The sequence below is a fragment of the Enterococcus sp. UD-01 genome (assembly GCF_044909655.1).
GTDB lineage: Bacteria > Bacillota > Bacilli > Lactobacillales > Enterococcaceae > Enterococcus_L.
This window is the reverse complement of the sequence record NZ_JBIYEU010000012.1, coordinates 34,354-59,162: the sequence shown is the minus strand read 5'-3', so window position 1 is coordinate 59,162 and position 24,809 is coordinate 34,354. Positions and strand designations below refer to the sequence as shown.

Below are 24,809 nucleotides of genomic sequence, written 5' to 3'. Positions count from 1 at the left end.
AGGCAACCGCACCAAGTAGGTACTGTCAAGCATCGAATCGCTTTGCTCTTCGTGGTTGTCAGCACCAATTAGGTACTGTCAAGCATCGAATCACTACGTTCTTCGTGGTTGTCAGCAATTTCGGCTTATTTCCGAAGGGGCTGCTGCCTCTGCGATTACTCGAGGCAAAATACATGGAACTTTTTCGTTTTTCTGTTCCCGCCGTTTATTCATATTTTGAGTGTGTGGCAAAAGTGTTCTTTACTTTTGTCTCACACTCATTGTTTTCAAATAAATTATTGATAAAAGTCAGGGTCTTCATTTTTATCAGTGAATCAGCAAATGATTAAATAAAAATAACATAGCGTAGCCATATGTAGCGACTGACCAAAATTTAAAAATCAAAAGAATGTTCATATATTCTTTAAAGGGAAAATCGGTCAATCCAGCTACCAGACAAACAAGATCATCTGGTGCAAAAGGAATCAGCAAAGTAAATAACAACAGCTTTTTGATTCCAGCTTTGGGTCGATCCACCATTTTTTCAAATTGTAAATAACGTTTCTTTGTTAAAATCAGACGTACAAAAGGACGTCCATAATATCTTGCCAGCCAATAAACCACAATCTCCCCTAAAATCAATCCAATGTAGCTATACAGTAGCCCTAGAAAGCTGCCAAACATCAGCATGCCGACAACAGTGGAAATACCGCCGGGTAGGATCGGAATAATGACTTGAACAAACTGCAAAAAGATAAAGATAAAAATGGCATATTCGCCAAATTGTTTGATGAATGTTTGCAAAGTAGCAACTGAATGAAAAATGCCTTTAGAATAGCCATAAATAATCAAACCTGTAAAACTGATCAATCCTAAAATAGGTAATAAATAAATAAATTTTTTCAGGAGCTTTTTCCCCACGTTTTAAAACCCTCTCGTTCGTGTGAACGGCTGCGCACACGTTTTACTTTTTTATAAATTTGATAAAAGAATAACCCGAAAAGAGTAACAATACTAATCAAAGCTCCAATGAAGAAGTCTTTTTGATAGTAGGTCAATGTAATATGATGCGTTCCTACTGGTAATTTTAGGCCGGTAAAGTTGCCCACAACAGACTTAGTCTGTACTTTTTGCCCGTCTACTGTTATTTGCCAGTTTTTATCATAAGGAATTGCCAGATAAAGAAACGACTGCTGCGGATCATTTACTGTAATAGTGCCGGATAACTGTCCAGAAGCCTGCTTGTTCAGCTGTAAAGCCTGCTTTCGCTGATCGGAAATCAAAGAATCAAAGCGGTCATTCTGCAACGTTTTTAAAGCAATTTTCTTTTCAGTTAATTGTTTTTTAGACTTGAATTCTAAAGAAACGACAGTCTCCTTTTTAAAATAACCTAAATTAAATACTTGATTCGTGGCAATATAAACAGAAGGATTGATTGTTTTACCGTTCACTTTAAAAGAAAGAACTTTTTTCCAATTAATGTTGGGAGCATAAAGATACAGCTCACCATCAGCAGTAGTCTGAGCAGTTAATGTATAGTCATTGTCAGTCAGCGCATGCCATTCCAGCTCCTTGGATTCTTTAAAATAGCTTTCCCCAGGTTTTATCTGCTGCAGGATTTCTTCTTGATTTTGTAAGGGTCGATTTTCAGCTAATTTAATTTTAGCAAAGCTGTCGGGAACTAAAAAGCCCATGCCGATTGCTTCAGCATTTTCATAAATATTCGCGTCTGGATTAGCAATCAGACTGCTCTGCTTTGCTTTAATTTCCGGTGTGATTTGGTAGGCTACATTTAAAAGTAGATTGATCACCTTGGATTCATCGACATAGGCAATTCTGCGATCGTTTTTTTGATAAAGTCCCAATGTCTGCAAGGTTTTTTGCGTTTTGGCATCCAGTGTTGAAGTATAGCTTGACACTCCAGCATACCCATACAAGAGCGGGTTATTATACCCATTATTCTTTTCACGATAGCCAGCTTCTTTAGAATCTATTGTCTGTTTGATACGAACCAGTGCAGCTTGTCTGTGCTCTAGATCGGAAACAAACGAATTCTGTGTTTGATAAGTTGCCGCAAATTGTTTTTGATCGCCAAAAGGAATATCCTTCAAACTTACCCAAAAATTAAAGACCAACTCAAAACAAAGAACGAATAAAACACAAGCAGCTAAAAGCTTTTTCATATTTCCGGTTGTTTTTAAATAAAGGGTTAGAGAAATATACAACACCCAAACACTTAGTAAACTAATGATAATGTACTGGTTTGCCAAGACGAATGTTGTGTCATCGACATAATTTAAAAAAAGAAAACCAATGAGCAATAATCCTGAGAATAAGAAGGGAATACGGATCGAAAAGCGTGCGCCTTGTTTTAATTGAAGAAAGGCTTCGTAAGCAAATTTAATGATTAGAAAACTAAAAATAAATGTATTCCTGTAAGGAAAACCCGCCGGACTTTGAAACATATGCCAAATCGTATTAAAGAGCTCCAGCCAAAAGCTTAAGAAAATGAATCCCAGCAATAAAAGCGCATTTCTTTTTTCTTTAAACGAAATCGTTGGCAGCAGCAGATAAGCGATAAAAAGCAACATCATTAACAAACCAGAATAAAGTGTTGGAAAATGATCTAAACGAAAGTCGAAATTCACGCTGCCTAAACCAAATTGAGAAAGCACACTGAACCCAAATTTTGGCTTCAATAAAAAGACCTCTGGGTTAAAATTGGTTTTATTCGTAGCAAGCATGCCCGTTAAAGCTGGAAATAAGATAAAACTTGTGCTGATTCCTGTAAAAAAGGAAGTAATGAAAAAAAGCCGTCCTTTTTTGAGAAATTGCCAAAAAGAAGCTCTATCCGCTGTTCGATAATACCAATATAAACTATAAAAAACAGCAAAGATACAAAGCATATAGCCCATATAATAATTTGTCACTATGGTTGAAAATAAAACAATGGCATAAAAACCATAACGCTTTTGATCCCATAACTGTTGAATACTTAGTATTAATAATGGCATGAGGATTAAAGCATCCAGCCACATAAAATTCAATGCATAAATACTAACAAAGCCGCAGAAGCTGTAAGAGGTGGAAAATAATAATGTAAACCAGCTGGTTGTGTGATAGGTCTTTTTTAAATAATAAAACATCGACGTACCCATCAAAGAAATCTTTAACGTAATAATCAATAAAATTGCTAGCGGTAATTGTTCATATGAAAAAAATAAAACCAAAAAGTTAAAAGGACTCAATAAATAATAGGCACTTAACGGCAAGACACTTCCGCCCAGTGCATCAGAAAATGAATAAAAGGATAAATTTCCTTCTTGGAAAAAATGCTTAAAGGCACTCAAAAAAGGCAGATACTGCGTACCAAGATCGCTAACTAGAAGATTATTTCCGCCAAAAGGTGCCAGCCCCAGAATAGCCCAGAGTAGTCCTAATAATACGAATGGAAGTAAAAAACTTCCGCCTAATAATAAAGGCTGTTTTGTTTTAACGTTCATTTACATTGCTCCTCTATTCTAATAGTTGTTCTTTGTTTTAGGATAAAGGCTTTGCTCATCAAAAAGTCAAACGATTTACCCAAATCATGAAAAGGTTAAAGCGCATGACTTTAAACTAATTAATATTTAAGTCTATCACGGTTTACCTCTATTGTACAAAAATATCCGGCCTTGCTATCAATACATAGTGACCTGTCTATTTTATCATACGCAAAATTTCCTGATATTTTTTCTTGGTATTTTTACTCTTTTTTATGAATTTAACGATTAAAAGTTTTAATTAGTGAAAAGCGCCTGCGCATTCGCTATAATAAAGAAGCGAGGAGTGAATAAGATGTCAGTAACAATTGAAGAAGCGATTGATTGGATTCATGGTAGACTGCCTTTTGGCACCAGACCGGGACTAGAACGCGTTGAAGCCTTATTAAAGCGTGTCGATCATCCGGAAGACAAAATTCCAACCATTCATATTGCCGGAACCAATGGAAAAGGCTCCACAGTCACCTATTTAAGATGTATGCTGGAAGAATTAGGCTTAACGGTCGGTACGTTTACTTCCCCTTACATCGAGCAGTTTAATGAACGGATTGCCATTAATGGACAGGGGATTTCAGATAAACACATTATCCAATATGTGGAAAAATATCAACAGCTGATTGAGGAAATGGATCAGGAGGAACAAACCGCTGGTATCACTGAATTTGAAACATTAACAGTTATGGCGCTAGACTATTTTTTAGATCAAAAAGTAGATATTGCCATTATTGAAGTTGGACTGGGCGGTTTATTGGACAGCACCAATGTAGTGAAACCAATGCTGACCGCTATTACAACTATCGGCAAGGATCACACCGAAATTTTAGGAGATACACTGGAGAAAATTGCTTTTCAAAAAGCGGGAATCATCAAAGAAAATATTCCAGTAGTTACCGGAAATATTAGCGTAGAAGCTTTAGCCGTGATTGATGAAGTAGCACATGAAAAGCATAGTACGGTCTATCATTACGGCAAAGATTATCAAGTAGATTATTTACATCCGGATAAAAGCTGGGGAGAAGTGTTCCATTTTTACGGCGAAGCAGGTAAGCTGCCGAATGTGAAAGTCGGCTTATTAGGAAGGCATCAGGTTGAAAATGCAGCTGTCGCAATTCAGTTGTTTTATCTTTATTGTCGTACGCAGCAGTTTAATTTTAAAGAGCGCGACGTTTATCAAGGCTTGCTTAAAGCACAATGGCCGGCTCGAATGGAAAGAATCAGCACTGAGCCATTGATTATTTTAGATGGTGCGCATAATGATCATGCGGTGCGTCGTTTAGCAGAAAACTTGAAAAAAGAGTTCCCTAACCGTGAAATTAATATTCTCTTTTCAGCCTTGGCAACTAAAAACGTCGAGCAAATGATTGGGCTACTGAAAAAAGTACCCAATGTTCATTTATATTTAACCAGCTTTGATTATCCTAGAGCGATTGAATTAACGAAGATGGAGCACTTTGCTGATGAAAAAACAGAGATCGTTTCACTATGGCAATTTGGCTTGGGAGAAATTTTGGAAAAAATGTCAGCGGATGATTTACTGCTGGTCACAGGTTCGCTTTACTTTGTTTCACAGGTACGAGAATTATTATTGAATCTAGGAGGAAATAATGAATAAACTTGACGGTGTAATTTTTGATATGGACGGCTTGTTGTTTGATACAGAGCTAATTTATTATCAGTCGACACAAACGGTCGCGGATGCAATGAATTTTCCATACAGCAAGGAGCTTTATCTAGATTTTGTCGGCGTATCAGATGAAGAGGTCGCTAAGAATTACCATGAAATTTTTCATGAATTTGGTCGGGAAAGAGTAGAAGAGTTCATTAAACGTTCTTATAATCACACGATTGAAGTCTTCCAAACAGGTAAGGTGCCCTTGAAAGAAGGCGTCATTGAGCTTTTGGATTATTTAGATGAACAAAATATACCGCGGATGGTTGCTTCCAGCAATGTACGTCCGGCAATTGAATTATTGCTTGAAGGAGCTGGGATTAGAGAACGTTTTGTCGGGATTGTTTCCGCAGAAGACGTAACTAGAGCTAAACCAGATCCGGAGATTTTTAAAAAAGCTCAAAAGTCTTTAGGAACAGAGCCGGAGAAGACCTTGATTTTTGAAGATTCCTTTCACGGCGTTACTGCTGCACATGCTGCGGGAATTCCTGTCATTATGGTACCGGATTTACTGGCGCCTACCCAAGAAATAAAAGCGAAAACTTTAGAGATTTTTGACAGCTTATTAGAAGTACCAAATTATTTAGCCAAATAAAAATGTCACTCCTTTGCGTATCTTATTTATAGAAACAAAAAGGAGTGATTTTTTTGCTGAAACAGGAAAAATTATTTATTCGCGAAATGCCGGAGGATTGTTTACCACGGGAACGCTTGGAGTCGGTAGGAGAGAAGGCTTTATCGAATCAGGAGCTGCTGGCGATTTTGCTGAGAACTGGCTCAAAAAGCGTCAATGTGATGGAAGTAGCCTCGAATTTTTTAAACCATTTCAACCATCTACATGAGCTGAAAACAGCTACATTAACTGAAATGACTGAAATCAAAGGAATTGGCCGTATTAAAGCGATCGAGATGCGGGCAGCGATTGAATTTGGTTATCGAATTCAACAAAGCACGCAAATAAAATACGGAAAAGTATCATCCAGCTATCAAATTGCCCAAAATCTGATTAATGAAATGAAAGATTTCCAACAGGAGCATTTAGTCTGTTTGTATTTGAATACTAAAAATGAAGTTATTAGAAGAGAAACGATCTTTAAGGGCAGCTTGAATCAGTCGGTTGCGCATCCTAGAGAGATTTTCCGGATTGCGGTGAAGTATTCTGCTGCGCGGTTAATCTTAGCGCATAATCACCCGTCTGGTAATCCAACCCCGTCTCAAAGCGACATTAAATTCACAGAAAGAATCAAACAATGCGGAGAGATGATGGGCATTGATGTGTTGGATCATATTATTGTAGGAGACCGAGGCTACATCAGTTTAAGAGAAGAAAACTTTTTCTTATCTGAGTAGTTAGATTTCTTGCAAAAATTTAGGGTCGCGTGTACAATGTAACTGTAATCTTGTTTGGAACAATATAGAAGTTTTTAGTAAATAAAATCCTCTATCGGAGTACGGGCAATGTTACAATATTTTGTGCTTAAGCACGAGGAGGAACAGGAATGGAACAAGGAACAGTAAAATGGTTTAACGCAGAAAAAGGATTTGGATTTATCTCTCGCGAAGATGGCAGCGACGTATTCGTACACTTCTCAGCTATTCAAGGTGACGGATTCAAAACTTTAGAAGAAGGTCAATCTGTAAGCTTTGACGTAGAAGATTCAGATCGTGGACCTCAAGCAGTAAACGTAGAAAAAAACTAATTCATTCATTCAAAAACATCTGACGTTGTTCAGATGTTTTTTTTTGTTTTTCAGAAAAAAGGATAACAAAAAAGGTATCCGCAATAGTTGATTTGTCGGATACCTTTAAATCGTATTAGAACTTGAATCGCTCATTTAGGTTGATAACTCCTTAAATAAATTTTTTCAATTCTTTTACTGCTTGTGTAATCGTGATACCATAAGCAACGTTTGCTTGGTTCTTTGCATCAATAGCCATAAACAAATTTTTCTCTGTATCAAGCGCTACACGGTATTTTAATACTTTATTACCAAATGTCATATGAATTCTCCTTTCTATGTTTCTTTGAAAGGCGACGAGATCTGATAACGAAATTCCATGGTTACTATAGCATGTTTTTTATTTTCTGTAAAGAAAAAGACAAATAAAGTAGCAGGGTTTTTGATGAAACCGCTTTTCTGTAGTAAAATAATAATAATAGATAAAACAAAGAGAGGGTGCAGAGCTCATGGAAGATACGTATAAAAACATCTTAGTCGCTGTGGACGGTTCCGATCAGGCGGAAGCTGCTTATCAAGAAGCAATTAAAATTGCCAAACGAAATGGTGCCTCCCTCCATATTCTTTACGTTATTGAAGAAATGGCGAATTACTTCGGTGAATTGACTTTTTCAATGGGACAAATGATGGAAGAAATTCAGGAAAAAGAAGAAGAAGAAATGAAAAGAAGAAAAGCCAATGCACATGCTGCTGGTGTTGACAATGTATTTACCTACGTGATCTACGGCTACCCTAAATCCTTAATTGCCGATTTCTCACAGTCGGAAGAACCGATTGACTTGATTGTATTAGGCAAAACTGGTTTGAATGGTTTTCAACGTATGATGGTGGGCTCTACAACTGCTTATGTAGTCAATCATACCAAAGCAAACGTACTGGTTGTTAATGTGCCTGCTTAAAGAGAGGTTGAGCCAGAATTTTGGCCACCGTTTATTCATAAGTAAAGGGCGAGGCAAAACTATTTTTTAGTTTTGTCTCGCCCTCGCTTTTTTTATGACATGTAGTTTTTCACAGCTGATTAAAATCAGCATTTTTTAATTTTCAGAAGTCATAATCATTGGTAAAATCATTGGGTGACGTTCTGTTTTTTCAAATAAGAACGGCTGTAAAGCTGCTGTAATAGCATCGCCCAATTTAGCTTCAGTACAATTTTCATCACGCAAGGCCTCACGAATAGCATTAAACAATAAGCGCTGTCCTTCATGAATCATTTCGCCGGATTCTCTCATATAAACAAATCCACGAGATAAAATATCCGGGCCGGCTAAAATTTCTTTGTTCTTAATATCAACGGTAGCTACGGCTAAGACAAGGCCTTCTTCAGAAAGAATACGGCGATCTCTTAAGACCACATTTCCGATATCCCCGACGCCATTTCCGTCAACATATACATCGCTTGCATTGAAATGACCAGCAAAACGGGCTTCGTCAGCTGTTAAAGCCAGCACATCTCCGTTTTCCATGATAAAGCAGTTCTCATTCGGCACGCCAACATCCTGAGCCAAAGAGGCATGGATTTTCAGCATTCTGAACTCACCGTGAACTGGCACGAAGAATTTTGGCTTCATTAAACGCAGCATTAGTTTTTGTTCCTCCTGACCACCGTGCCCAGAAGTGTGGATATTGTTAATTTTCCCGTGAATTACTTCAGCGCCTGCTTCAGAAAGCAGGTTAATCAAGCGATTCACGCTCGTTGTATTTCCGGGAATCGGTGAGCTTGAGAAAATAACTGTATCGCCAGGCTGTATAGAAATTTGCCGGTGAGTTCCGTTTGCGATTCGACTTAATGCTGCCATCGGTTCACCTTGAGAACCGGTACATAAAATCATCGTTTCATTGGCTGGTAGCTGATTAAGCTCTGAAGCATCAACAAAGGTTCCTTTAGGGACATTAATGTAGCCCAGCTGTTCACCATTAACGATCGCATTTTCCATACTACGCCCAAAGACAGCGATTTTGCGGCCCGTTTTCACTGCCGCATCTGCTGCTTGCTGTAAACGGAAAATATTTGATGCAAAACTGGCAAAGATAATTCGTCCTTCAATTTTTTCGAAAATTTTCAAAATAGAAGAGCCGATGGTTTTTTCAGATTTTGTAAAAGTGGGAATTTCTGCGTTGGTACTGTCGGACAGTAAACACAAAACGCCTTCTTCGCCCAATTTTGCCATTCGATGTAAATTCGCCGGCTCACCCACAGGAGTGAAGTCAAATTTGAAGTCACCTGTTGCAACAATATTGCCGGACGGAGTTTTGACTACAACGCCTAAAGCATCCGGAATACTGTGGGTGGTGCGGAAAAAGCTAACGGACGTTTTACGAAAACGAATCACCGTATCCTCGTTGATTTCGTGCAGCTCCGCATCACGAAGCAATCCATGCTCATCCAGCTTGTTGGTAATTAAAGCCAAGGCCAATGGTCCGGCATAAATCGGGATATTCGCTTGTTTTAGAAGATAAGGAACACCACCGATGTGGTCTTCGTGACCATGAGTAATCACTAACGCTTTGACTTTATGCAGGTTTTGCACAATGTAGCTGTAATCGGGAATAACATAGTCGATTCCAAGCAAATCATCTTCCGGAAATTTGATTCCGGCATCAATGATGATGATTTCATCTTGAAATTGAACCCCATAAGTGTTTTTTCCGATTTCACCCAAACCGCCGATCGCAAAAACGCCAGTTTCATTATTTTTTATATTTACCTTCATGTTAAAACTCCGTAATAGAGAAATCCGCGTGTTCTTGTTCATAAGCTAAATGATTGCCTTCAAGTGCTTGAACATATTCGATATTATATGGGGTATTTTCTTCTACAAGTTGTCGCACGATAACATCGTTGTCAGCTTCAACATACAAAGACTTTGTATCTTCTCTTTTTGGGTTTCTTACTTTTGTTTCTTGATAATAAACTTTATAAATCATCGCTTTTCTCCTTTATCTGCCGTAGCAGTTCATTAATTTATTTTAATTCTTATTTCTGCTAAATTTGAACACAACAAAATGAGGTGGCTGTCCACCTTAAAAACAATTGTCATCAAAAACTTTTGTTAATGATGAAATGAAGCCTCGACTTTGCTTCATTGGTCTTGTTTTATGGAAAATAATGATACTTTCAACCGTTCCTGTGAGTTGTGTCTTACAACAATTAAAAGTATTTTATCACAAAAAGTTCAATAAGTATAGAAACAGACTTACAGCGTTAAAAAACATTTTACAAATAAAAGGTGTTTATAGATGGAAATTAGCTAAAAAACTTGATTTATTCTCTTGAAATTGCGCCTGTTTTTTATAAAGTGGATAGGACTAATTCTCATTTAATTATAATTTGTCAGATGATTGTTTTTATACTGTTTTATGCTATAGTGGAAGTAATCGGTTAAAAAATGGTATAGGGAGATGATTGATTGAAATTAATGTGGCATTACACAATGAGGTACAAAAAATTATTGTTTTTAGATTTCATTTGTGTGTTCGGTTTTATTTTAATTGAGCTGGGATTACCGACGATTTTAGCTCGAATGATTGATATCGGTATTAGGAATAATGATTACGATTACGTGAAGCAGCAAGGGGTGTTAATGGTTGTAATTACGGTTATTGGTGTGGCAATGAATATCATGCTGGGATATTTTGGCGCAAGAATAACAACCAATATTGTACGAGACATTCGTGATGATTTATTTGAAAAGGTACAGACCTTTTCCCATCGTGAATATGAATCAATAGGTGTTTCTTCATTAATTACAAGAACAACCAATGATGCGTATCAAATTATGTTGTTTATGGGAAATATTTTAAGAATCGGTTTTATGACACCGATGATGTTTATTGTTAGTTTGTTTATGGTTATCCGTACAAGCCCGTCTTTAGGCTGGTTTGTCTTGGGGGCGTTACCGTTTCTTTTAGCGGCCGTCGTCTTGATTGCAAAAGTATCAGAGCCATTATCCAACAAACAACAAAAGAATTTAGATAAAATTAACGGTATTTTACGTGAAAACCTTTCAGGCTTACGCGTGATTCGGGCGTTCGTCAATGAAAAGTTTGAAGAAAAACGTTTCAGTAAAGTGAATGAAGAGTATACAAGCAGCTCCAAAAGTCTTTTCCGTTTGATGGCAGCCGCGCAGCCGGGTTTTTTCTTCCTATTTAATATAGTTATGGTATTAATTATTTGGAATGGCGCCCTTCAAATTGAGCATGGCAGCTTATTCGTTGGGGATTTAATCGCGTTTATCGAATATATTTTCCATGCGTTATTTTCATTTATGATGTTTGCCAGCGTCTTTATGATGTATCCGCGTGCAGCTGTTTCTGCTCGGCGTATTCAAGAAGCGTTTGACCTAAAGCCTTCTATTAAAGAAAATGAAGCCGGGATCACTGAAACAGAAACAAAAGGCTATTTAGAATTTAAAAATGTCACTTTTGCTTATCCGGGGCATTCTGAAAGTCCTGTGATTCGCAATGTCAGCTTTACTGCATCACCTGGTGAAACCGTTGCTTTTATCGGCAGTACTGGTAGCGGCAAGTCAACCCTGATCCAATTAATTCCGCGTTTTTATGATGTTTCTGACGGAGAGATTTTGTTGGATGGCGTGGATGTTCGTGATTATCGGTTAAGTGCCTTACGTCAAAAGATCGGTTATATTCCACAAAAAGCTCTCCTGTTTACAGGAACCATTGCGGACAATCTTCGTTACGGGAAAGAAGATGCCACTATGGCTGAGATGGAAAGTGCAGCAGAGATTGCTCAGGCAGCTGAATTTATTTCGCAAAAACCAGCAGGCTATGATGAGCTGCTTTCAGAAGGCGGCACGAATTTTTCCGGCGGTCAAAAACAGCGTCTGGCAATTGCTAGAGCGATTATTCGTCGCCCAGAGGTTTATATCTTTGATGACAGCTTCTCCGCTTTGGATTATCAGACCGATGCGAAGCTGCGGGCTCGTTTGAAAAAAGAAACCAAAGAATCAACCGTTTTAATTGTTGCTCAGCGTGTAGGGACGATTATGAATGCAGATAAAATCGTTGTGCTCAACGAAGGAGATGTCGTTGGCATCGGTACACATCGTGAATTACTTGAGAATTGCCCTATCTATTATGATATTGCTGCTTCTCAATTGTCAGAGGAGGAATTAGCATGAAAAAAGCCCTTTCTTCTATTCGACGTTTAGGTAGATACATCAAGCCTTATCAAGGAATGTTTCTTTTAGTCGTGCTATTTACTGTCTTAACAGTTGCCTTTAATGCAGCAATGCCGTATGTTTCGGGATTGCCGATTACAGAAATCAGTAAAAATGTAGCAAATGGTGACGGATTAAATTATCCGTATATCATCAAATGTCTGATTTGGATTTTATTCGTTGGCCTAGGCTATTGTGCTTCACAATTTTTGTCGGGCTTTTTAATGGCAACGGTCGTTCAACATTCAATGCGTGATTTACGTCGAGATATTGACGAAAAAATTAATCGCCTGCCTGTATCTTATTTCGACCGAAATCAGCAGGGAAACATTTTGTCACGGGTTACAAATGACGTGGATGCGGTCAGCAATGCGATGCAGCAAAGCTTTATCAATATTGTGTCAGCAGTTCTGGGAATTGTGATGGCGATTGTCATGATGTTTTACATCAATTGGCTGATGGCGCTGATTTCAATGATTATGATTCCGCTATCTTTGTTTATTTCCAAAACAATCGTCGGGATTTCACAAAAATACTTTCAGGGAATGCAAAATGCCCTAGGTGAATTGAACGGCTATGTTCAGGAAAATATGACTGGCTTTAGCGTATTAAAACTATATGGACGCGAAAAAGAAACTTTGAATGGGTTTAAAAACGTCAATCACAATTTGAATAGTTTTGGATTTAAAGCATCCTTTATTTCAGGTTTAATGCTGCCGCTAGTACAGATGACTGCTTATGGTACGTATATCGGTATGGCTGTTTTAGGTAGCTATTATGTGATTACCGGTATTATCGTTGTCGGACAGCTACAAGCCTTTATCCAGTATATTTGGCAGGTAAGTCAGCCTATGGGCAACATTACGCAGCTATCTGCTGCGTTGCAAAGTGCTTCTGCGGCAACGACTCGTGTTTTTGAAATTTTGGATGAGCCGGAAGAAATCGAAAATGAACAGGATATTCCATTACCGGAGACTGTTCAAGGTTCTGTTCAATTCGAAAATGTCGGTTTCAGCTATGATCCGGAAAAACCGTTGATCAGAAATCTGAATTTTGAGGTTCAGGCAGGTCAAACGGTGGCAATCGTCGGACCGACTGGTGCGGGGAAAACAACCCTGATTAATCTTTTGATGCGTTTTTATGACGTGAATCAAGGTGCAATTAAAATCGATGGAATTGATACTAAAAAAATGAAGCGTTCAGAGGTGCGTTCAGTTTTTGGAATGGTACTGCAGGATGCTTGGCTTTACGAAGGAACGATTGCAGACAATATTCGTTTTGGGAAACTTGATGCTACTGATTATGAAGTAGTGGATGCGGCCAAAACTGCGAATGTGGATCATTTTATCCGTACGATGCCTGATGGTTATGAAATGGAAATCAACGCAGAAGGCGATAACGTTTCTTTAGGACAAAAGCAACTGCTGACGATTGCTCGAGCAATTATCTCTGATCCGAAAATTTTGATCTTAGATGAAGCAACCAGCTCTGTTGATACTCGTCTGGAAGCTTTAATCCAAAAAGCGATGGATCGAGTAATGGAAGGGCGCACTAGCTTTGTAATTGCTCACAGGTTATCGACGATTCGTGAAGCAGACTTGATTTTAGTAATGAATCAAGGTGAAATTATCGAAAAAGGAACTCATAATGAGCTGTTGGCACAAGGCGGCTTTTATGAAAAACTGTATAATAGTCAGTTTGCTGAAGAAGGCGACTACGATTAAAAAAATAAGACTGGACAAAACGATTCTTTTAGTTTTGTTTCAGTCTTTTTTTATACAATAATCTGCCGATCTGTTTTCCAATTGCTCGAACCTTAACGACTTTAAATCCAACCTTGGATAAACGGTGGTTAAAAGTCAGGGTCTTCGGCAATTTCATAAAAGCTATCAATGCGAAAAGCGCATTTGATATCTTTTCCTCCAATTGCTCGAACCTTAACGACTTTAAATCCAACCTGTGCATATTGGGCTGATGTTTTTCATTTCTTTGCTATACTGGAGTCAAGTAGAGTTGCAGGTAAGCAAAATAGAAAGGAAGGAAATGTATGTTTTTAAACATTAGTGATCAAGCACAAGTCAAATTATTGCCGTATATTGAAGAAAAAGCTGTCATTATTTTAGATTTGGATGATGGTGTGGGTAAATATTCAAAAATGGGTGTTTGTTCGTTGGATACTAGCTTTCGAATCTTAATTTTAGATCAGCTGCAAGATCGCTCTGATTTCAATTTAACGCTGGATTCAAGTATGGGTGAAGTCTACGTGAAAGATTATTCTCAGCGCTATTTAGACGAAGAAATGACTCTGGATGTGGATGAGCGTCTGCAGGTACTTACTTTAAAAAGTCCAAGCGGTGTCCTTGACAATAACGTTCCTATAGTAGATCTTAGAGCCGTACAATAAAGAGAAGAGGCTGCGTCCCCGAAAAGCGCAGTCTCTTCTCTTTATTGTGGTCTTGTTAGGTCAAAGAAATGATCAATATGACTGTAGGTATTTCCAGCCAATCGAGCAATCGGGTCTAATTTTTCCGGGAGAATATATTCGTGTTCCTGATCGAAAACCGCCTCATCAAAATAAAAATCCGTTATTTCAATAATAAATAAATCAGTAATCACCTGCTCGTTGTGATCTTTGATGGGAACATATTGATGTAGCTTGCCCTCCATGCGAATCGGCGCACTTGAAATTCCCGGAACCTTGACCGTTTTACTTGGAGTGGTCTCAAGCTGATTTATGGTGACTTCACTTTGGTCTGGAGCTAGTGAAGCAGCTGTTTGATTCATTGCTGATACGACTTGTTCGTTTACCAGCTGAATCACCAGCTCTTGGGTAGTTAAGATATTTTGGGCAGTATCTTTTATTTTTCCATCACGTCTTAAAATCGCTATAGTTACTAATGGAATTTCTGCTGCCACCGCGTTGAAAAAACTGAACGGAGCAGCATTAATGACGTTATATTTTTGGTTTAAAGTAGTCACCCAAGCGATCGGACGTGGAATAATACTGCCGGATAAAAATTTATACGCTTGCTTTGAGGTAAGTTGCTTGGCTTGGTAATGCAGCATAATTGTTCTCCAATTCTTTCCTTTATTGACGTGCTTGATTGGCGTCTGAAGTGTCAAGCGGCCGTACATGTGCTTCAATTTCTTCCCGCTTTGGTTCTAAAAACGGTGGGAGTGAAAGCTTTTCGCCTGCCGCTTCATAGGTTTCATCTTCCAAAAAGCCCGGTCCGTCAGTAGCTAATTCAAATAAAATGTGAGGTGCTGCTCTAAAATATTCAGATTTGAAGTAGAAGCGTTCAACGAAGCCGGAATTTGGGAAAGAAAGCCGACTAATTTTATCAATCCAGTAACGTAAGGCAGCTTCATCCGCCACGCGTAAAGCTAAATGATGGACATTCCCGAAGCCTTCTGCAGCATTTGGCAGGTCATCCCGATGTTCAACGATAATGCTAGCGCCGTTGCCGCCTTCACCTACTTCAAACAAATGGAAACTTCCTTGTGCATCAACTAAATGAAACCCTAGAACTTCCACCAACACTCGCTGCATGTGCTCAAAATCAGCAACTGTTACAAACACTGGTCCTAAGCCAATTAAGGCATGTTCAGTAGGAACAGCTGCTTTTTTCCAAGGAGTACCCGCAGAAACACCAGTATTTTTTTCATCTGAAATTAGTTGATAGCGTTGATTGTCAAAATCCTCAAATTCCAAATATTTTTTCCCGAAGCGTTCTGTTATTTCTCCATGATCGATTCCATAATCATTAAAACGAGCTACCCAGTAATCCAAGGCTGCATCATTTTTCACTCGGAAAGAAGTGCGTGAGATGGTATTTGTCCCTTTGGTTCCTTTAGGAAGTCCGGGAAAGTCAAAGAAAGTCATATCTGTTCCAGCAGACCCGTGATCATCTGCGAAAAACAAATGATAGGTTTGAATATCATCCTGATTGACCGTTTTCTTTATTAAACGCAGACCTAAAATATCCGTAAAAAAGCGATAGATTTTTTCTGCGCTAGATGTCATTGCAGTAACATGGTGAATGCCTTTAATTTGTGTATTCATAGTTGAAACCCTCCATAAACTATTTTTTTATTTTACTTACTAAAAGTAAGTATATTGGATTTTATATGAATTGGCAACTAATTTGACTTTTACTAACCATAACCTAAAATAAATATGGTAGGATAAAAGAAAAAGGAAAGTGTGAACAATATGCTTTATAAAACAATTTTATTTGACTTAGACGGTACCATTACCGATTCCGGAGCAGGTATTATCAACTCTGTTCGTTATGCGCTGGAAAAAATGTCTCTTGAAGTTCCTGATGACAACGAACTGGCTTCCTTTATTGGGCCACCGCTGTATGAGTCATTTCAAAAGAATTTTCAGCTGAACGAAACAGCTAGTAATCAAGCAATTGCTTACTACAGAGAGTATTATCAGGAAAAAGGCATCTACGAAAATTACTTATATGAAGGGATTCCTGCATTACTGGCGGAGTTAAAACAGGCACAAGCTCAGCTATATATTGCTACCTCAAAACCGGAAGTTTTCGCTAAACAAATTCTAGACTATTTTGATGCGGCTCATTATTTTACTGGTATTTATGGAGCTACGCTGGACAGCCGGCGTTCTAAAAAAGGCGATGTCATCCGTTACGCATTGGCGCAAGGAGTGATTCAAGATTTGCAGCGAACAGTTATGATCGGCGACCGGCGCCATGATATTCTGGGAGCAAAGGAAAATAATTTGGCAAGTATCGGGGTCCTGTATGGTTTTGGTGATCGTTCAGAATTAACCTTGGCTAAAGCTGATTACATTGTGTCAGCACCTGCAGAAATTGGTCAGCTCATTCTCAATAAATAAATTCGAAAAAGTCTGAAAAGAAATAAGTTATTCGTTTCTTACAGGCTTTTTTGTTGTGTATGCTTAATTTTTGAAAAAACAATTATATCTAAAGTATCTCCAAAATGATAATAATTCTCAATAATTTTAACGTAATGCGTATAAATTGAAAAAAGAAACCCTTTTCTTGCGGTATAATAAAGTTCAATAAATCACAAAGAGGGAGAGTCTTATGAGCAAAACAAAAACAGTTATTGTCGGAGCTAACCACGCAGGGATCGCAGCAGCAAACACATTATTGGATACTTATCCGAATCAGGAAGTCATCATGATTGACCGCAATACCAATCTCAGCTATTTAGGCTGTGGAACTGCATTATGGGTTGGTCGTCAAATTGATTCCTATGAAAATTTGTTTTATACAGATCAGGCTGCCTTTGAAGCTAAGGGCGCAAAAATCTTTATGGAAACAGCTGTCGAACGTATTGACTTCAATCAAAAAGTAGTTTATTGCAAGAAACAAAATGGAGAAGAATTTACGCAAAGTTACGATAAATTAATTTTGGCAACAGGCTCAGCACCGATCAATCCTGATATCCCGGGAAGAGATTTAAAGAATGTTGAATTTTTGAAGCTGTTCCAAGATGGCCAAACCGTTGATGCTGCTATGGCAAAAGCAGAGGTTCAAACAGTGGCGGTTATTGGTGCCGGCTACATTGGTGTAGAGATTGCCGAAGCTGCAAAACGCCGCGGGAAAAAAGTCTTGCTGTTTGATGCTGCGCAAAGATGCTTACCGAATTACTACGATCAATGGTTCACGGATGATATGGATAATGTTTTAGCAGAAAATGGTATTGAGTTACATTTTAATGAGCTGGCAAAAGAATATAAAGGAACCGAAAAAGTAGCAGCATTAGTCACAGACAAAGGCGAATATGCGGTTGATTTAGTCATTAATGCGATCGGTTTCAGACCAAATAACGAGCTGGGTAAAGAGCATTTACAGTTATTTACAAACGGCGCTTATGTAGTGGATGAACATCAGCAAACCAGTGATCCTGATGTTTATGCGGTAGGAGATTGTGCAACAATTTACTCTAATGCCTTACAGGAAACGACCTATATTGCCTTAGCAACAAATGCTGTACGTTCAGGGATTGTAGCAGGTCATAATGTCGGCGGTACACCGCTTGAAGCGATCGGAGTTCAAGGATCTAATGGTATATCTATCTTTGGTTATCACATGGTTTCAACAGGTTTAACTGTGCAGGAAGCGGAAAAACGCGGGTTGAAAATTAAATACACCGAATTTGAAGATTTACAAAAACCGAGCTTCATGAAAGAAAATCATAAAGTGAAAATAAGAATTGTCTATGAAGCAGATTCACGTCGCATTATTGGCGCTCAAATGGCTTCTTACGAAGATATTTCAATGGGCATTCATATGTTTTCATTAGCAATTGAAGAAAAAGTAACGATTGATAAATTAAAATTATTAGACATTTTCTTCTTGCCGCATTTTAATCAGCCTTATAATTATATTACAATGGCTGCGTTGAGTGCAGAATAAAAAGCGTTTATCACTTTTAGAGGTTGAGCCAAAAGTCGTTTAGGTTCGAACAGTTGGAGCAAAAGACGAACAATATGCTTTTAATATTGAGCGGATTTTATGAAATTGCCGAAGAACCTGACTTCTGGCCACCATTTATTCGTAAGTAGCGGGCGGGCCAAAACTGTTTTTTAGTTTTGGCCCGCCCGCTTTTTATTTTTCATCGCCTAAAAATTGATAAGCGATTCTTACAGTTTAGTGACTTTTTTTTAAAAAAGTTTAATTTTAAAAAGCTTTCATGTATAATGATAAAAGTTAGCAATGCTACCTAGAAAGTAAGGAGGATTTGTTTTGGCAGAAGATAACCAAAATAAACAAGATCATTCCGCGTCTTCATTTAAAGATCAGGTCTTGCGTTCTTTACGCGGAGAAGATATCGGTAATGATGATTCAGCTTCCTCTGAACACATCGCTCAGAATTCTTCTAAGCGCAATGAAGCAGAATATAAAAATTATAATAACAATAATCAAACCGAGTCTGACGTTTCAACAGAACCGTCTATAGGCTCAAGAAGTTCAGAAACGCAACCTGAACGATCCGTTGAGCATGAACAATCAAATACAAATACGGGCTCAAGACAGCAACTGACTGATGGTTCTCAGAAAAAACGCAATCGTAAAAAAGAAGATCGTATCGTCAGCCGAATTGTATTAATTGTGGCATCCGCTTTATTACTTTTAATTGCCATTTTCGGTTTTACTTTATATAAGTATGTCGACTCAGGATTACAGCCGCTTGATGCCAAGGATAAAAAGTTAGTACAAGTTCACATTCCGGCAGACTCTTCCAATAAAAAAATTGCTAATATTTTGGAAGAACGCAAAGTGATTAAAAGCGGAATGGTCTTTAACTATTACGCAAAATTCAAGAATTTAACCGATTTTCAAGCTGGTTATTATCAGATGTCGCCGAGCATGACTTTAGATGAAATCGGGGCTTTGTTGCGAGAAGGCGGAACAGCTGAACCTACCAAGCTGGCAGACAGTAAAGTAACAATTCCGGAAGGGTTTGACGTTGATAAGATCGGTGATGCGATCGAAAAGAACACAGCATTCAAAAAGGATCAGTTCATCGAGTTGATGAAAAACCAAGAGTTTTTCGATTCAATGAAACAAAAGTATCCAGAGCTGCTGACAAGTGCGGCAGAAGCTAAGGACGTACGTTATCGTTTGGAAGGCTATCTCTTCCCAGCTACCTATGATTATTACAAGGATATTAAGCTTGAAGATTTTATCGAGCAGATGATTTCTAAAAGTAGTAGTGTTATGGAGCAGTTTATTCCGATGGTACACGCAAAAGGAATGACTGTTCAGCAAGTTCTTACGTTGGCTTCATTAGTTGAAAAAGAAGGAATTAAAGAAGAAGATCGTAAGAAAATCGCCCAAGTATTCTTTAACCGCATCGCTGCAAACATGCCTTTGCAGTCAGATATTTCTATTTTGTATGCATTAGGGGAACATAAAGAAACCGTCACTTACAAAGATTTGGAAGTGGATTCTCCTTATAATCTTTATAAGAATACAGGCTACGGTCCAGGACCTTTTGACAGTCCAAGCGAACAAGCCATCAATGCGGTATTGAATCCTACAGAGAATAATTATCTATACTTTGTTGCAGATATTTCAACTGGAAATGTTTATTTTGCAGAAACCTATGAGCAGCATCAAGAATATGTCCAAAAATATGTCAATAAAGAAACTGAAGAAAGCGAATAATGAATAGTTTTTGCGTAACTTTATTACGAGCCAACCTATGACTCATAGGCGGCTCGTTTCGCTTTACTCTCAAATGAACGATTAAAACCTGCTGCATTTTGCTAAGTGTTTCCTAAAACTTTTTATTGGAATTGTAAAATTTAAGTGAATATTATTTACAATTTGCTTAAAGCGTGGTACTCTTTTGTGGATTGAAAGCGGAATTTTTCAATAAATGAATAAAAACATTGTAGTAAGTTAAGAAGGAGAAATTAAGATGGTAGAAAAAGTATTTCCTATGACACTTGAAGGAAAAGAAAAGCTAGAACAAGAATTAGAAGAACTAAAAACAGTTAAACGAAAAGAAATCGTTGAACGTATAAAGATTGCAAGAAGCTTTGGGGATTTATCCGAAAACTCAGAATATGAATCTGCTAAAGATGAACAAGCTTTTGTAGAAGGAAAAATAACGACGCTTGAGAACATGATTCGTTTCGCTCAAATTATTGATAATGACGGCGTTGACGAAGATGAAGTTTCTATCGGTAAAACAGTTACTTTTGTTGAATTGCCTGATGGTGAGGAAGAAGAGTACACAATTGTCGGCAGTGCTGAAGCAGATCCATTTTCTGGAAAAATTTCAAATGACTCGCCGATTGCACAAGCGCTGATTGGCAAACACTTAAATGATGAAGTCACCATTGCAACTCCTGGTGGCGATATGCAGGTTAAGATTATCAAGGTCAGCTAAAAACGTTTCACTTAAAACTAAAGAAAAAAAGGGTGGTGCAAAATGTCTGATCATTTTGCCCATCCTTTTTAAAACGTAAAGGTCAATAGAAAATTAGGGCTAAAGTCCTATAGTAAAATGAGGCTTCAGCAACTAACATAAACATGAGAATACCAATATAATGTTTTTAGAGAGGGGGATAATTATGAATAACCCATGGCGCTTTTTTATTGTTGTAGAAGCTTTACTTTTTATTTTGGCTTTATGGCAAATTTTACATAATCCGGGGCTGGCTGTCTTGCTGGTTTTAGGAATCTTATGTGTTAGTTATGTGTTGAAAAAAGCACATCGCACTAGTTTTAATAATTTTCAACTGATTTTGGGGATCATTTTAATATTAATTGGTATGATGAACAGTCCCGCTGTTTGGTTGATGCTTGTTTTTGGTGTATTATTTATAGGTTTAAAAGGCGTGGAAATTGCTGGAGTGGATATCACACAGCGTGCTCCATGGCGTAAAAAGCAAATGATCATGGTTGAAACAACGAATGCGGAACCTAAAAGTGGCCGCCGCTTTAAACGACCTTGGTTTGCCAATGAACGGATCGGCACGAATGTATACGAATGGGATGATATTAATATTGATATCTTGTCAGGAGATACTATCGTTGATTTAGGGAATACGTTACTGCCTAAGGACGACAATATTATTATTATCCGTAAAGGGATTGGCAGAACCAGAATATTAGTGCCCCTGGGTATTGCAGTGAGTTTAGAACACTCTACCTTTTATGGAAATGTTCATTTTGAAGAAGAAAAATACCATTTAAAAAATGAGTCACTGAAAATATACAGCAATGATTTTGATACAAATACTCGCCGCTTAAAGGTTCTTACCAATACTTTAGTGGGCGACGTTGAGGTGATTCGTGTATGATAGGTAGAATATCGCGGCAAATGCTTTCGCTGTATGCTGCCTTTAGTACATTTATTGTCATTTTAATTACTTTATTTTCGTATTTTCACTCTATTAAGCAAAAAAATTGGATGCTGGAACTGATTCAGCGGAGAATTTTTTATATTCCTTTAATTTTTCATATGCTTTTAATATCATTGTTAATTGGTTTGTTTACCTTTTTACTTGTTTCGATTGTACAAAAATCTCAATATGGTAAAATTGAAGAAAAATTACGGTTACTTGCTAGAGGAAGCTATGAGAGTCCACTGATTGTTAAAAGTGTTCCTCATGCTGACAATGATCAATTTATCGATGAAGTCGATCAGGATATTATCAGAATTCGAACCAAGCTACTGGCTATGTCTAAGGAACTGCAATTATTAAATAGTCGTCCGCAATTAATGGACGGAGAAACAAAAGAAGAAATTTTGGAAGTGGAGCGACATCGGTTGGCCAGAGAGCTGCATGACTCAGTCAGCCAGCAGCTGTTTGCTGCTATGATGATGTTGTCTGCTTTAAACGAACAAGCACAAAAAAGTGAAACGCCTGAAATGTTCAGAAAGCAATTGGTAATGGTAACGGATATTATCAATGCCTCTCAATCAGAAATGCGGGCGTTATTGCTGCATTTACGTCCAGTTAGCTTAGAAGGAAAAAGCTTGCGTCAGGGAATTGAACAATTATTAAAAGAATTACAAACAAAAATAAAAATCGAATTGACCTGGGATGTAGAAGATGTCCATTTAAATAACAGCATTGAGGATCATCTCTTTAGAATTGTACAGGAGCTGCTTTCCAACACATTACGTCATGCAAAAGCAAAAGAGCTGGAAGTTTATTTAAATCAGGTAGACGATAATGTTTTACTCCGTTTAATTGATGATGGTGTTGGTTTCGATATGAGTGAAAATGAAAACAAAGCCGGCAGCTATGGCTTGAAAAATATTCGTGAGCGTGTTGCAGGAATGGGCGGAATCGTAAAAATTATCAGCTTTAAAGGACAAGGGACAAGCGTGGAAATCAAAGTGCCTGTAATAAAGGAGGAAGTAACAAGTGATCAAAGTAATGTTAGTGGATGACCATGAGATGGTGCGATTGGGTGTCTCTTCGTATCTATCTATTCAAGAAGATATTGAAGTTGTCGGAGAAGCTGAAAATGGACGTATTGGGTATGAAAAGGCACTGGAACTGCGACCTGACGTTATTTTAATGGATTTAGTGATGGATGAAATGGACGGAATTGAATCAACGAAAGCTATTTTAAAAGATTGGCCCCAAGCGAAAATTATCATTGTGACTAGCTTTATTGATGATGAAAAGGTTTATCCAGCGATTGAGGCGGGTGCAGCAGGGTACTTACTAAAAACTTCTACTGCTCACGAGATTGCTAATGCCATACGTGCGACTGCTCGAGGTGAGCGTGTACTGGAGCCGGAAGTTACGACGAAGATGATGGAACGTTTAACGAAAAAACAAGAGCCAGTATTACATGAAGACTTGACCAATCGTGAACACGAAATTTTAATGCTGATTGCCAAAGGGCGTAGTAATCAGGAAATTGCTGATGAATTATTCATCACCTTGAAAACAGTCAAAACACATGTATCAAATATATTGGCAAAGCTGGATGTAGAGGATCGGACGCAAGCAGCGATTTATGCGTTTCAGCATGGACTGGCTAAATAAACAAGAGGGGAAAGTGGGAGAAAAAGTTGTTGGAACTTTTAGCTCTCGCTTTTTGTTTCTATTAAAATGAATGAGGATTTGTTATACTTAAATCAAACAAACACTAGGAGAAAATCAATGAAGCAAAATTTTGCAATTATTGGCTTAGGAAGATTTGGCGGCAGTATTTGCCAAACATTAATTAAATCCGGGCAGGAAGTTTTAGCAATTGACAGTAATGAAGACCGGGTTAACGAATACATGAATATTGCCACACATGCGGTGGTGGCGAACGCTCAGGATGAAACGACTTTACGCTCGCTCGGAATTCGGAACTTTGATCATGTAGTCGTTGCCATTGGAGAAGATATTCAAGCGAGTATTTTAGTTACATTAATGGTTAAGGAAATGGGCGTCCCTAATGTTTTAGCCAAGGCAGTCAACGAATATCATGCTAGAGTCTTAGATAAGATTGGTGCTGATCTGGTAGTCCATCCAGAGCGTGATATGGGAATTCGTGTTGCACATAAGCTGGTTTCCCGTAACATTTTGGATTATATTGAGTTGTCCAATGAAGTGTCATTAGCAGAGGTTCGCGTATCAAATCCAAAGTTCTACGGAAGAACCTTAGGTGAACTAAATTTTCGTCAACGATTTGGTCTAACAGTTGTAGCCATTAGACGTTCAAAAACAGAAGTAATCGCCTCGCCAGCAGCAGAGGAAATGGTCAGAGAAAATGACAATCTGTTAGTTGTCGGTGAAACAGATGACGTTGATTTACTGGATGAAAAAATGAACGAATAAAGCACTTTATTCTCTCAAATGCCTACTCTGTGCTACAATATCATAGAGGAAGGGAGTTCGATTATATGAAATTAGTAATCACACCGCGTGCGCAACAATGGTTCAAGGAAGAAGTCGGCGTCACAGCCGATACAGGCATCCGTTTTTATGGAAAAATTTATGGAAAAACGGCCGTTCATGATGGTTTTTCTATCGCCATGTCTGTAGAAGCTCCGGATCAGCCGCTAATAAAAGAAAATATAAATGGCATTACTTACTTTATTGAAGAAACGGATGATTGGTTTTTTAAAGGGTATGATTTGCAGGTTGACTACGATGAAGAAAAAGATGAACCGCAATATGTATTCACAAAAAATGAAGAAGATTTAAAACAATAAATACATCCTAAAAGACGAA

Annotated in this window: 24 protein-coding genes; 17 read left to right on the top strand and 7 right to left on the bottom strand. The window is 38.0% G+C overall.

Features of this window, described 5'->3' with window-relative positions; translation table 11 throughout:
* Positions 1–306: 306 nt before the first annotated feature.
* Together ABH902_RS10865 and ABH902_RS10860 are read right to left on the bottom strand one after the other, a co-directional pair.
* The gene (locus ABH902_RS10865; RefSeq protein ID WP_404590740.1) at positions 307–900 is read right to left on the bottom strand and encodes a TVP38/TMEM64 family protein; all 594 of its coding nucleotides are present in this window, start codon (positions 898–900) and stop codon (positions 307–309) included.
* Complete coding sequence (locus ABH902_RS10860; protein WP_404590739.1) at positions 882–3,482, bottom strand: YfhO family protein; 2,601 nt, start codon at positions 3,480–3,482, stop codon at positions 882–884. Before ABH902_RS10860 ends, ABH902_RS10865 begins: the two co-directional genes overlap by 19 nt.
* 334 nt (positions 3,483–3,816) lie before the next feature.
* Between ABH902_RS10860 and ABH902_RS10855 the strand changes: the two genes are divergently transcribed.
* The 4 genes from ABH902_RS10855 to ABH902_RS10840 all read left to right on the top strand — a co-directional run bounded on the left by ABH902_RS10855 (position 3,817) and on the right by ABH902_RS10840 (position 6,890).
* Positions 3,817–5,133: a bifunctional folylpolyglutamate synthase/dihydrofolate synthase gene (locus ABH902_RS10855; RefSeq protein ID WP_404590738.1), complete on the top strand. Its 1,317-nt coding sequence runs from the start codon at positions 3,817–3,819 to the stop codon at positions 5,131–5,133.
* On the top strand, positions 5,126–5,785 hold the full coding sequence (locus tag ABH902_RS10850; protein ID WP_404590737.1) for an HAD family hydrolase: 660 nt from the start codon (positions 5,126–5,128) through the stop codon (positions 5,783–5,785). The genes ABH902_RS10855 and ABH902_RS10850 overlap by 8 nt, the downstream gene beginning before the upstream one ends.
* A gap of 86 nt (positions 5,786–5,871) precedes the next feature.
* A complete protein-coding gene (radC, locus tag ABH902_RS10845) occupies positions 5,872–6,540 on the top strand; it encodes a DNA repair protein RadC (RefSeq protein WP_404590776.1) in 669 nt (222 codons plus the stop codon).
* 149 nt (positions 6,541–6,689) lie between these two features.
* Entirely contained in the window at positions 6,690–6,890 is a 201-nt protein-coding gene (locus ABH902_RS10840) for a cold-shock protein (protein ID WP_069636133.1), read from the top strand.
* Between the two features lie 151 nt (positions 6,891–7,041).
* Here ABH902_RS10840 and ABH902_RS10835 read toward each other — a convergent pair whose 3' ends face one another.
* Entirely contained in the window at positions 7,042–7,191 is a 150-nt protein-coding gene (locus ABH902_RS10835; protein ID WP_404590736.1) for a hypothetical protein, read from the bottom strand.
* 187 nt (positions 7,192–7,378) lie between these two features.
* Here ABH902_RS10835 and ABH902_RS10830 point away from each other — a divergent pair, with 187 nt between their 5' ends.
* On the top strand, positions 7,379–7,828 hold the full coding sequence (locus tag ABH902_RS10830) for a universal stress protein (RefSeq protein ID WP_404590735.1): 450 nt from the start codon (positions 7,379–7,381) through the stop codon (positions 7,826–7,828).
* Between the two features lie 135 nt (positions 7,829–7,963).
* On the opposite strand, the gene rnjA is transcribed toward ABH902_RS10830, so the two are convergent.
* The gene (gene rnjA, locus ABH902_RS10825) at positions 7,964–9,640 is read right to left on the bottom strand and encodes a ribonuclease J1 (protein WP_404590734.1); all 1,677 of its coding nucleotides are present in this window, start codon (positions 9,638–9,640) and stop codon (positions 7,964–7,966) included.
* A 1-nt stretch (position 9,641) separates the two neighbouring features.
* Positions 9,642–9,854, bottom strand: coding sequence for a DNA-directed RNA polymerase subunit epsilon (locus ABH902_RS10820; protein ID WP_404590733.1), 213 nt, complete (start codon positions 9,852–9,854; stop codon positions 9,642–9,644).
* Positions 9,855–10,336: 482 nt separating this feature from the next.
* On the opposite strand from ABH902_RS10820, the gene ABH902_RS10815 reads away from it, so the two are divergent.
* The 3 genes from ABH902_RS10815 (at position 10,337) to ABH902_RS10805 (ending at position 14,510) form a co-directional block, all read left to right on the top strand.
* A complete protein-coding gene (locus tag ABH902_RS10815; RefSeq protein ID WP_404590732.1) occupies positions 10,337–12,067 on the top strand; it encodes an ABC transporter ATP-binding protein in 1,731 nt (576 codons plus the stop codon).
* Positions 12,064–13,830, top strand: coding sequence for a multidrug efflux ABC transporter subunit EfrB (efrB, locus tag ABH902_RS10810; protein ID WP_404590731.1), 1,767 nt, complete (start codon positions 12,064–12,066; stop codon positions 13,828–13,830). The genes ABH902_RS10815 and efrB overlap by 4 nt, the downstream gene beginning before the upstream one ends.
* Before the next feature lie 323 nt (positions 13,831–14,153).
* Positions 14,154–14,510, top strand: a complete 357-nt coding sequence (locus ABH902_RS10805) for an iron-sulfur cluster biosynthesis family protein (protein WP_404590730.1) — start codon at positions 14,154–14,156, stop codon at positions 14,508–14,510.
* A gap of 41 nt (positions 14,511–14,551) precedes the next feature.
* On the opposite strand, the gene ABH902_RS10800 is transcribed toward ABH902_RS10805, so the two are convergent.
* Complete coding sequence (locus ABH902_RS10800) at positions 14,552–15,172, bottom strand: flavin reductase family protein (protein ID WP_404590729.1); 621 nt, start codon at positions 15,170–15,172, stop codon at positions 14,552–14,554.
* 22 nt (positions 15,173–15,194) lie between these two features.
* The gene (locus ABH902_RS10795) at positions 15,195–16,169 is read right to left on the bottom strand and encodes a ring-cleaving dioxygenase (protein ID WP_404590728.1); all 975 of its coding nucleotides are present in this window, start codon (positions 16,167–16,169) and stop codon (positions 15,195–15,197) included.
* Positions 16,170–16,319: 150 nt separating this feature from the next.
* On the opposite strand from ABH902_RS10795, the gene ABH902_RS10790 reads away from it, so the two are divergent.
* The 9 genes from ABH902_RS10790 (at position 16,320) to ABH902_RS10750 (ending at position 24,790) form a co-directional block, all read left to right on the top strand.
* Entirely contained in the window at positions 16,320–16,973 is a 654-nt protein-coding gene (locus ABH902_RS10790) for an HAD family hydrolase (protein ID WP_404590727.1), read from the top strand.
* Between the two features lie 211 nt (positions 16,974–17,184).
* Positions 17,185–18,522 (top strand): H2O-forming NADH oxidase, encoded by a 1,338-nt coding sequence (gene nox, locus ABH902_RS10785; protein ID WP_404590726.1) that lies wholly within the window; start codon positions 17,185–17,187, stop codon positions 18,520–18,522.
* A 330-nt stretch (positions 18,523–18,852) separates the two neighbouring features.
* Positions 18,853–20,277, top strand: coding sequence for an endolytic transglycosylase MltG (gene mltG / locus ABH902_RS10780; RefSeq protein WP_404590725.1), 1,425 nt, complete (start codon positions 18,853–18,855; stop codon positions 20,275–20,277).
* 256 nt (positions 20,278–20,533) lie between these two features.
* Positions 20,534–21,007, top strand: a complete 474-nt coding sequence (gene greA / locus ABH902_RS10775; RefSeq protein WP_404590724.1) for a transcription elongation factor GreA — start codon at positions 20,534–20,536, stop codon at positions 21,005–21,007.
* A 184-nt stretch (positions 21,008–21,191) separates the two neighbouring features.
* Entirely contained in the window at positions 21,192–21,923 is a 732-nt protein-coding gene (liaF, locus tag ABH902_RS10770) for a cell wall-active antibiotics response protein LiaF (RefSeq protein ID WP_404590723.1), read from the top strand.
* On the top strand, positions 21,920–23,023 hold the full coding sequence (locus tag ABH902_RS10765; RefSeq protein WP_404590722.1) for a sensor histidine kinase: 1,104 nt from the start codon (positions 21,920–21,922) through the stop codon (positions 23,021–23,023). The genes liaF and ABH902_RS10765 overlap by 4 nt, the downstream gene beginning before the upstream one ends.
* A complete protein-coding gene (locus ABH902_RS10760; RefSeq protein ID WP_404590721.1) occupies positions 22,998–23,630 on the top strand; it encodes a response regulator in 633 nt (210 codons plus the stop codon). Before ABH902_RS10765 ends, ABH902_RS10760 begins: the two co-directional genes overlap by 26 nt.
* A 117-nt stretch (positions 23,631–23,747) precedes the next feature.
* A complete protein-coding gene (locus ABH902_RS10755; RefSeq protein ID WP_404590720.1) occupies positions 23,748–24,413 on the top strand; it encodes a potassium channel family protein in 666 nt (221 codons plus the stop codon).
* Positions 24,414–24,478: 65 nt separating this feature from the next.
* Positions 24,479–24,790 carry a HesB/YadR/YfhF family protein gene (locus ABH902_RS10750; RefSeq protein ID WP_404590719.1) on the top strand — a complete coding sequence of 104 codons (312 nt, stop codon included), beginning with the start codon at positions 24,479–24,481 and terminating at the stop codon, positions 24,788–24,790.
* Positions 24,791–24,809 lie beyond the last annotated feature (19 nt).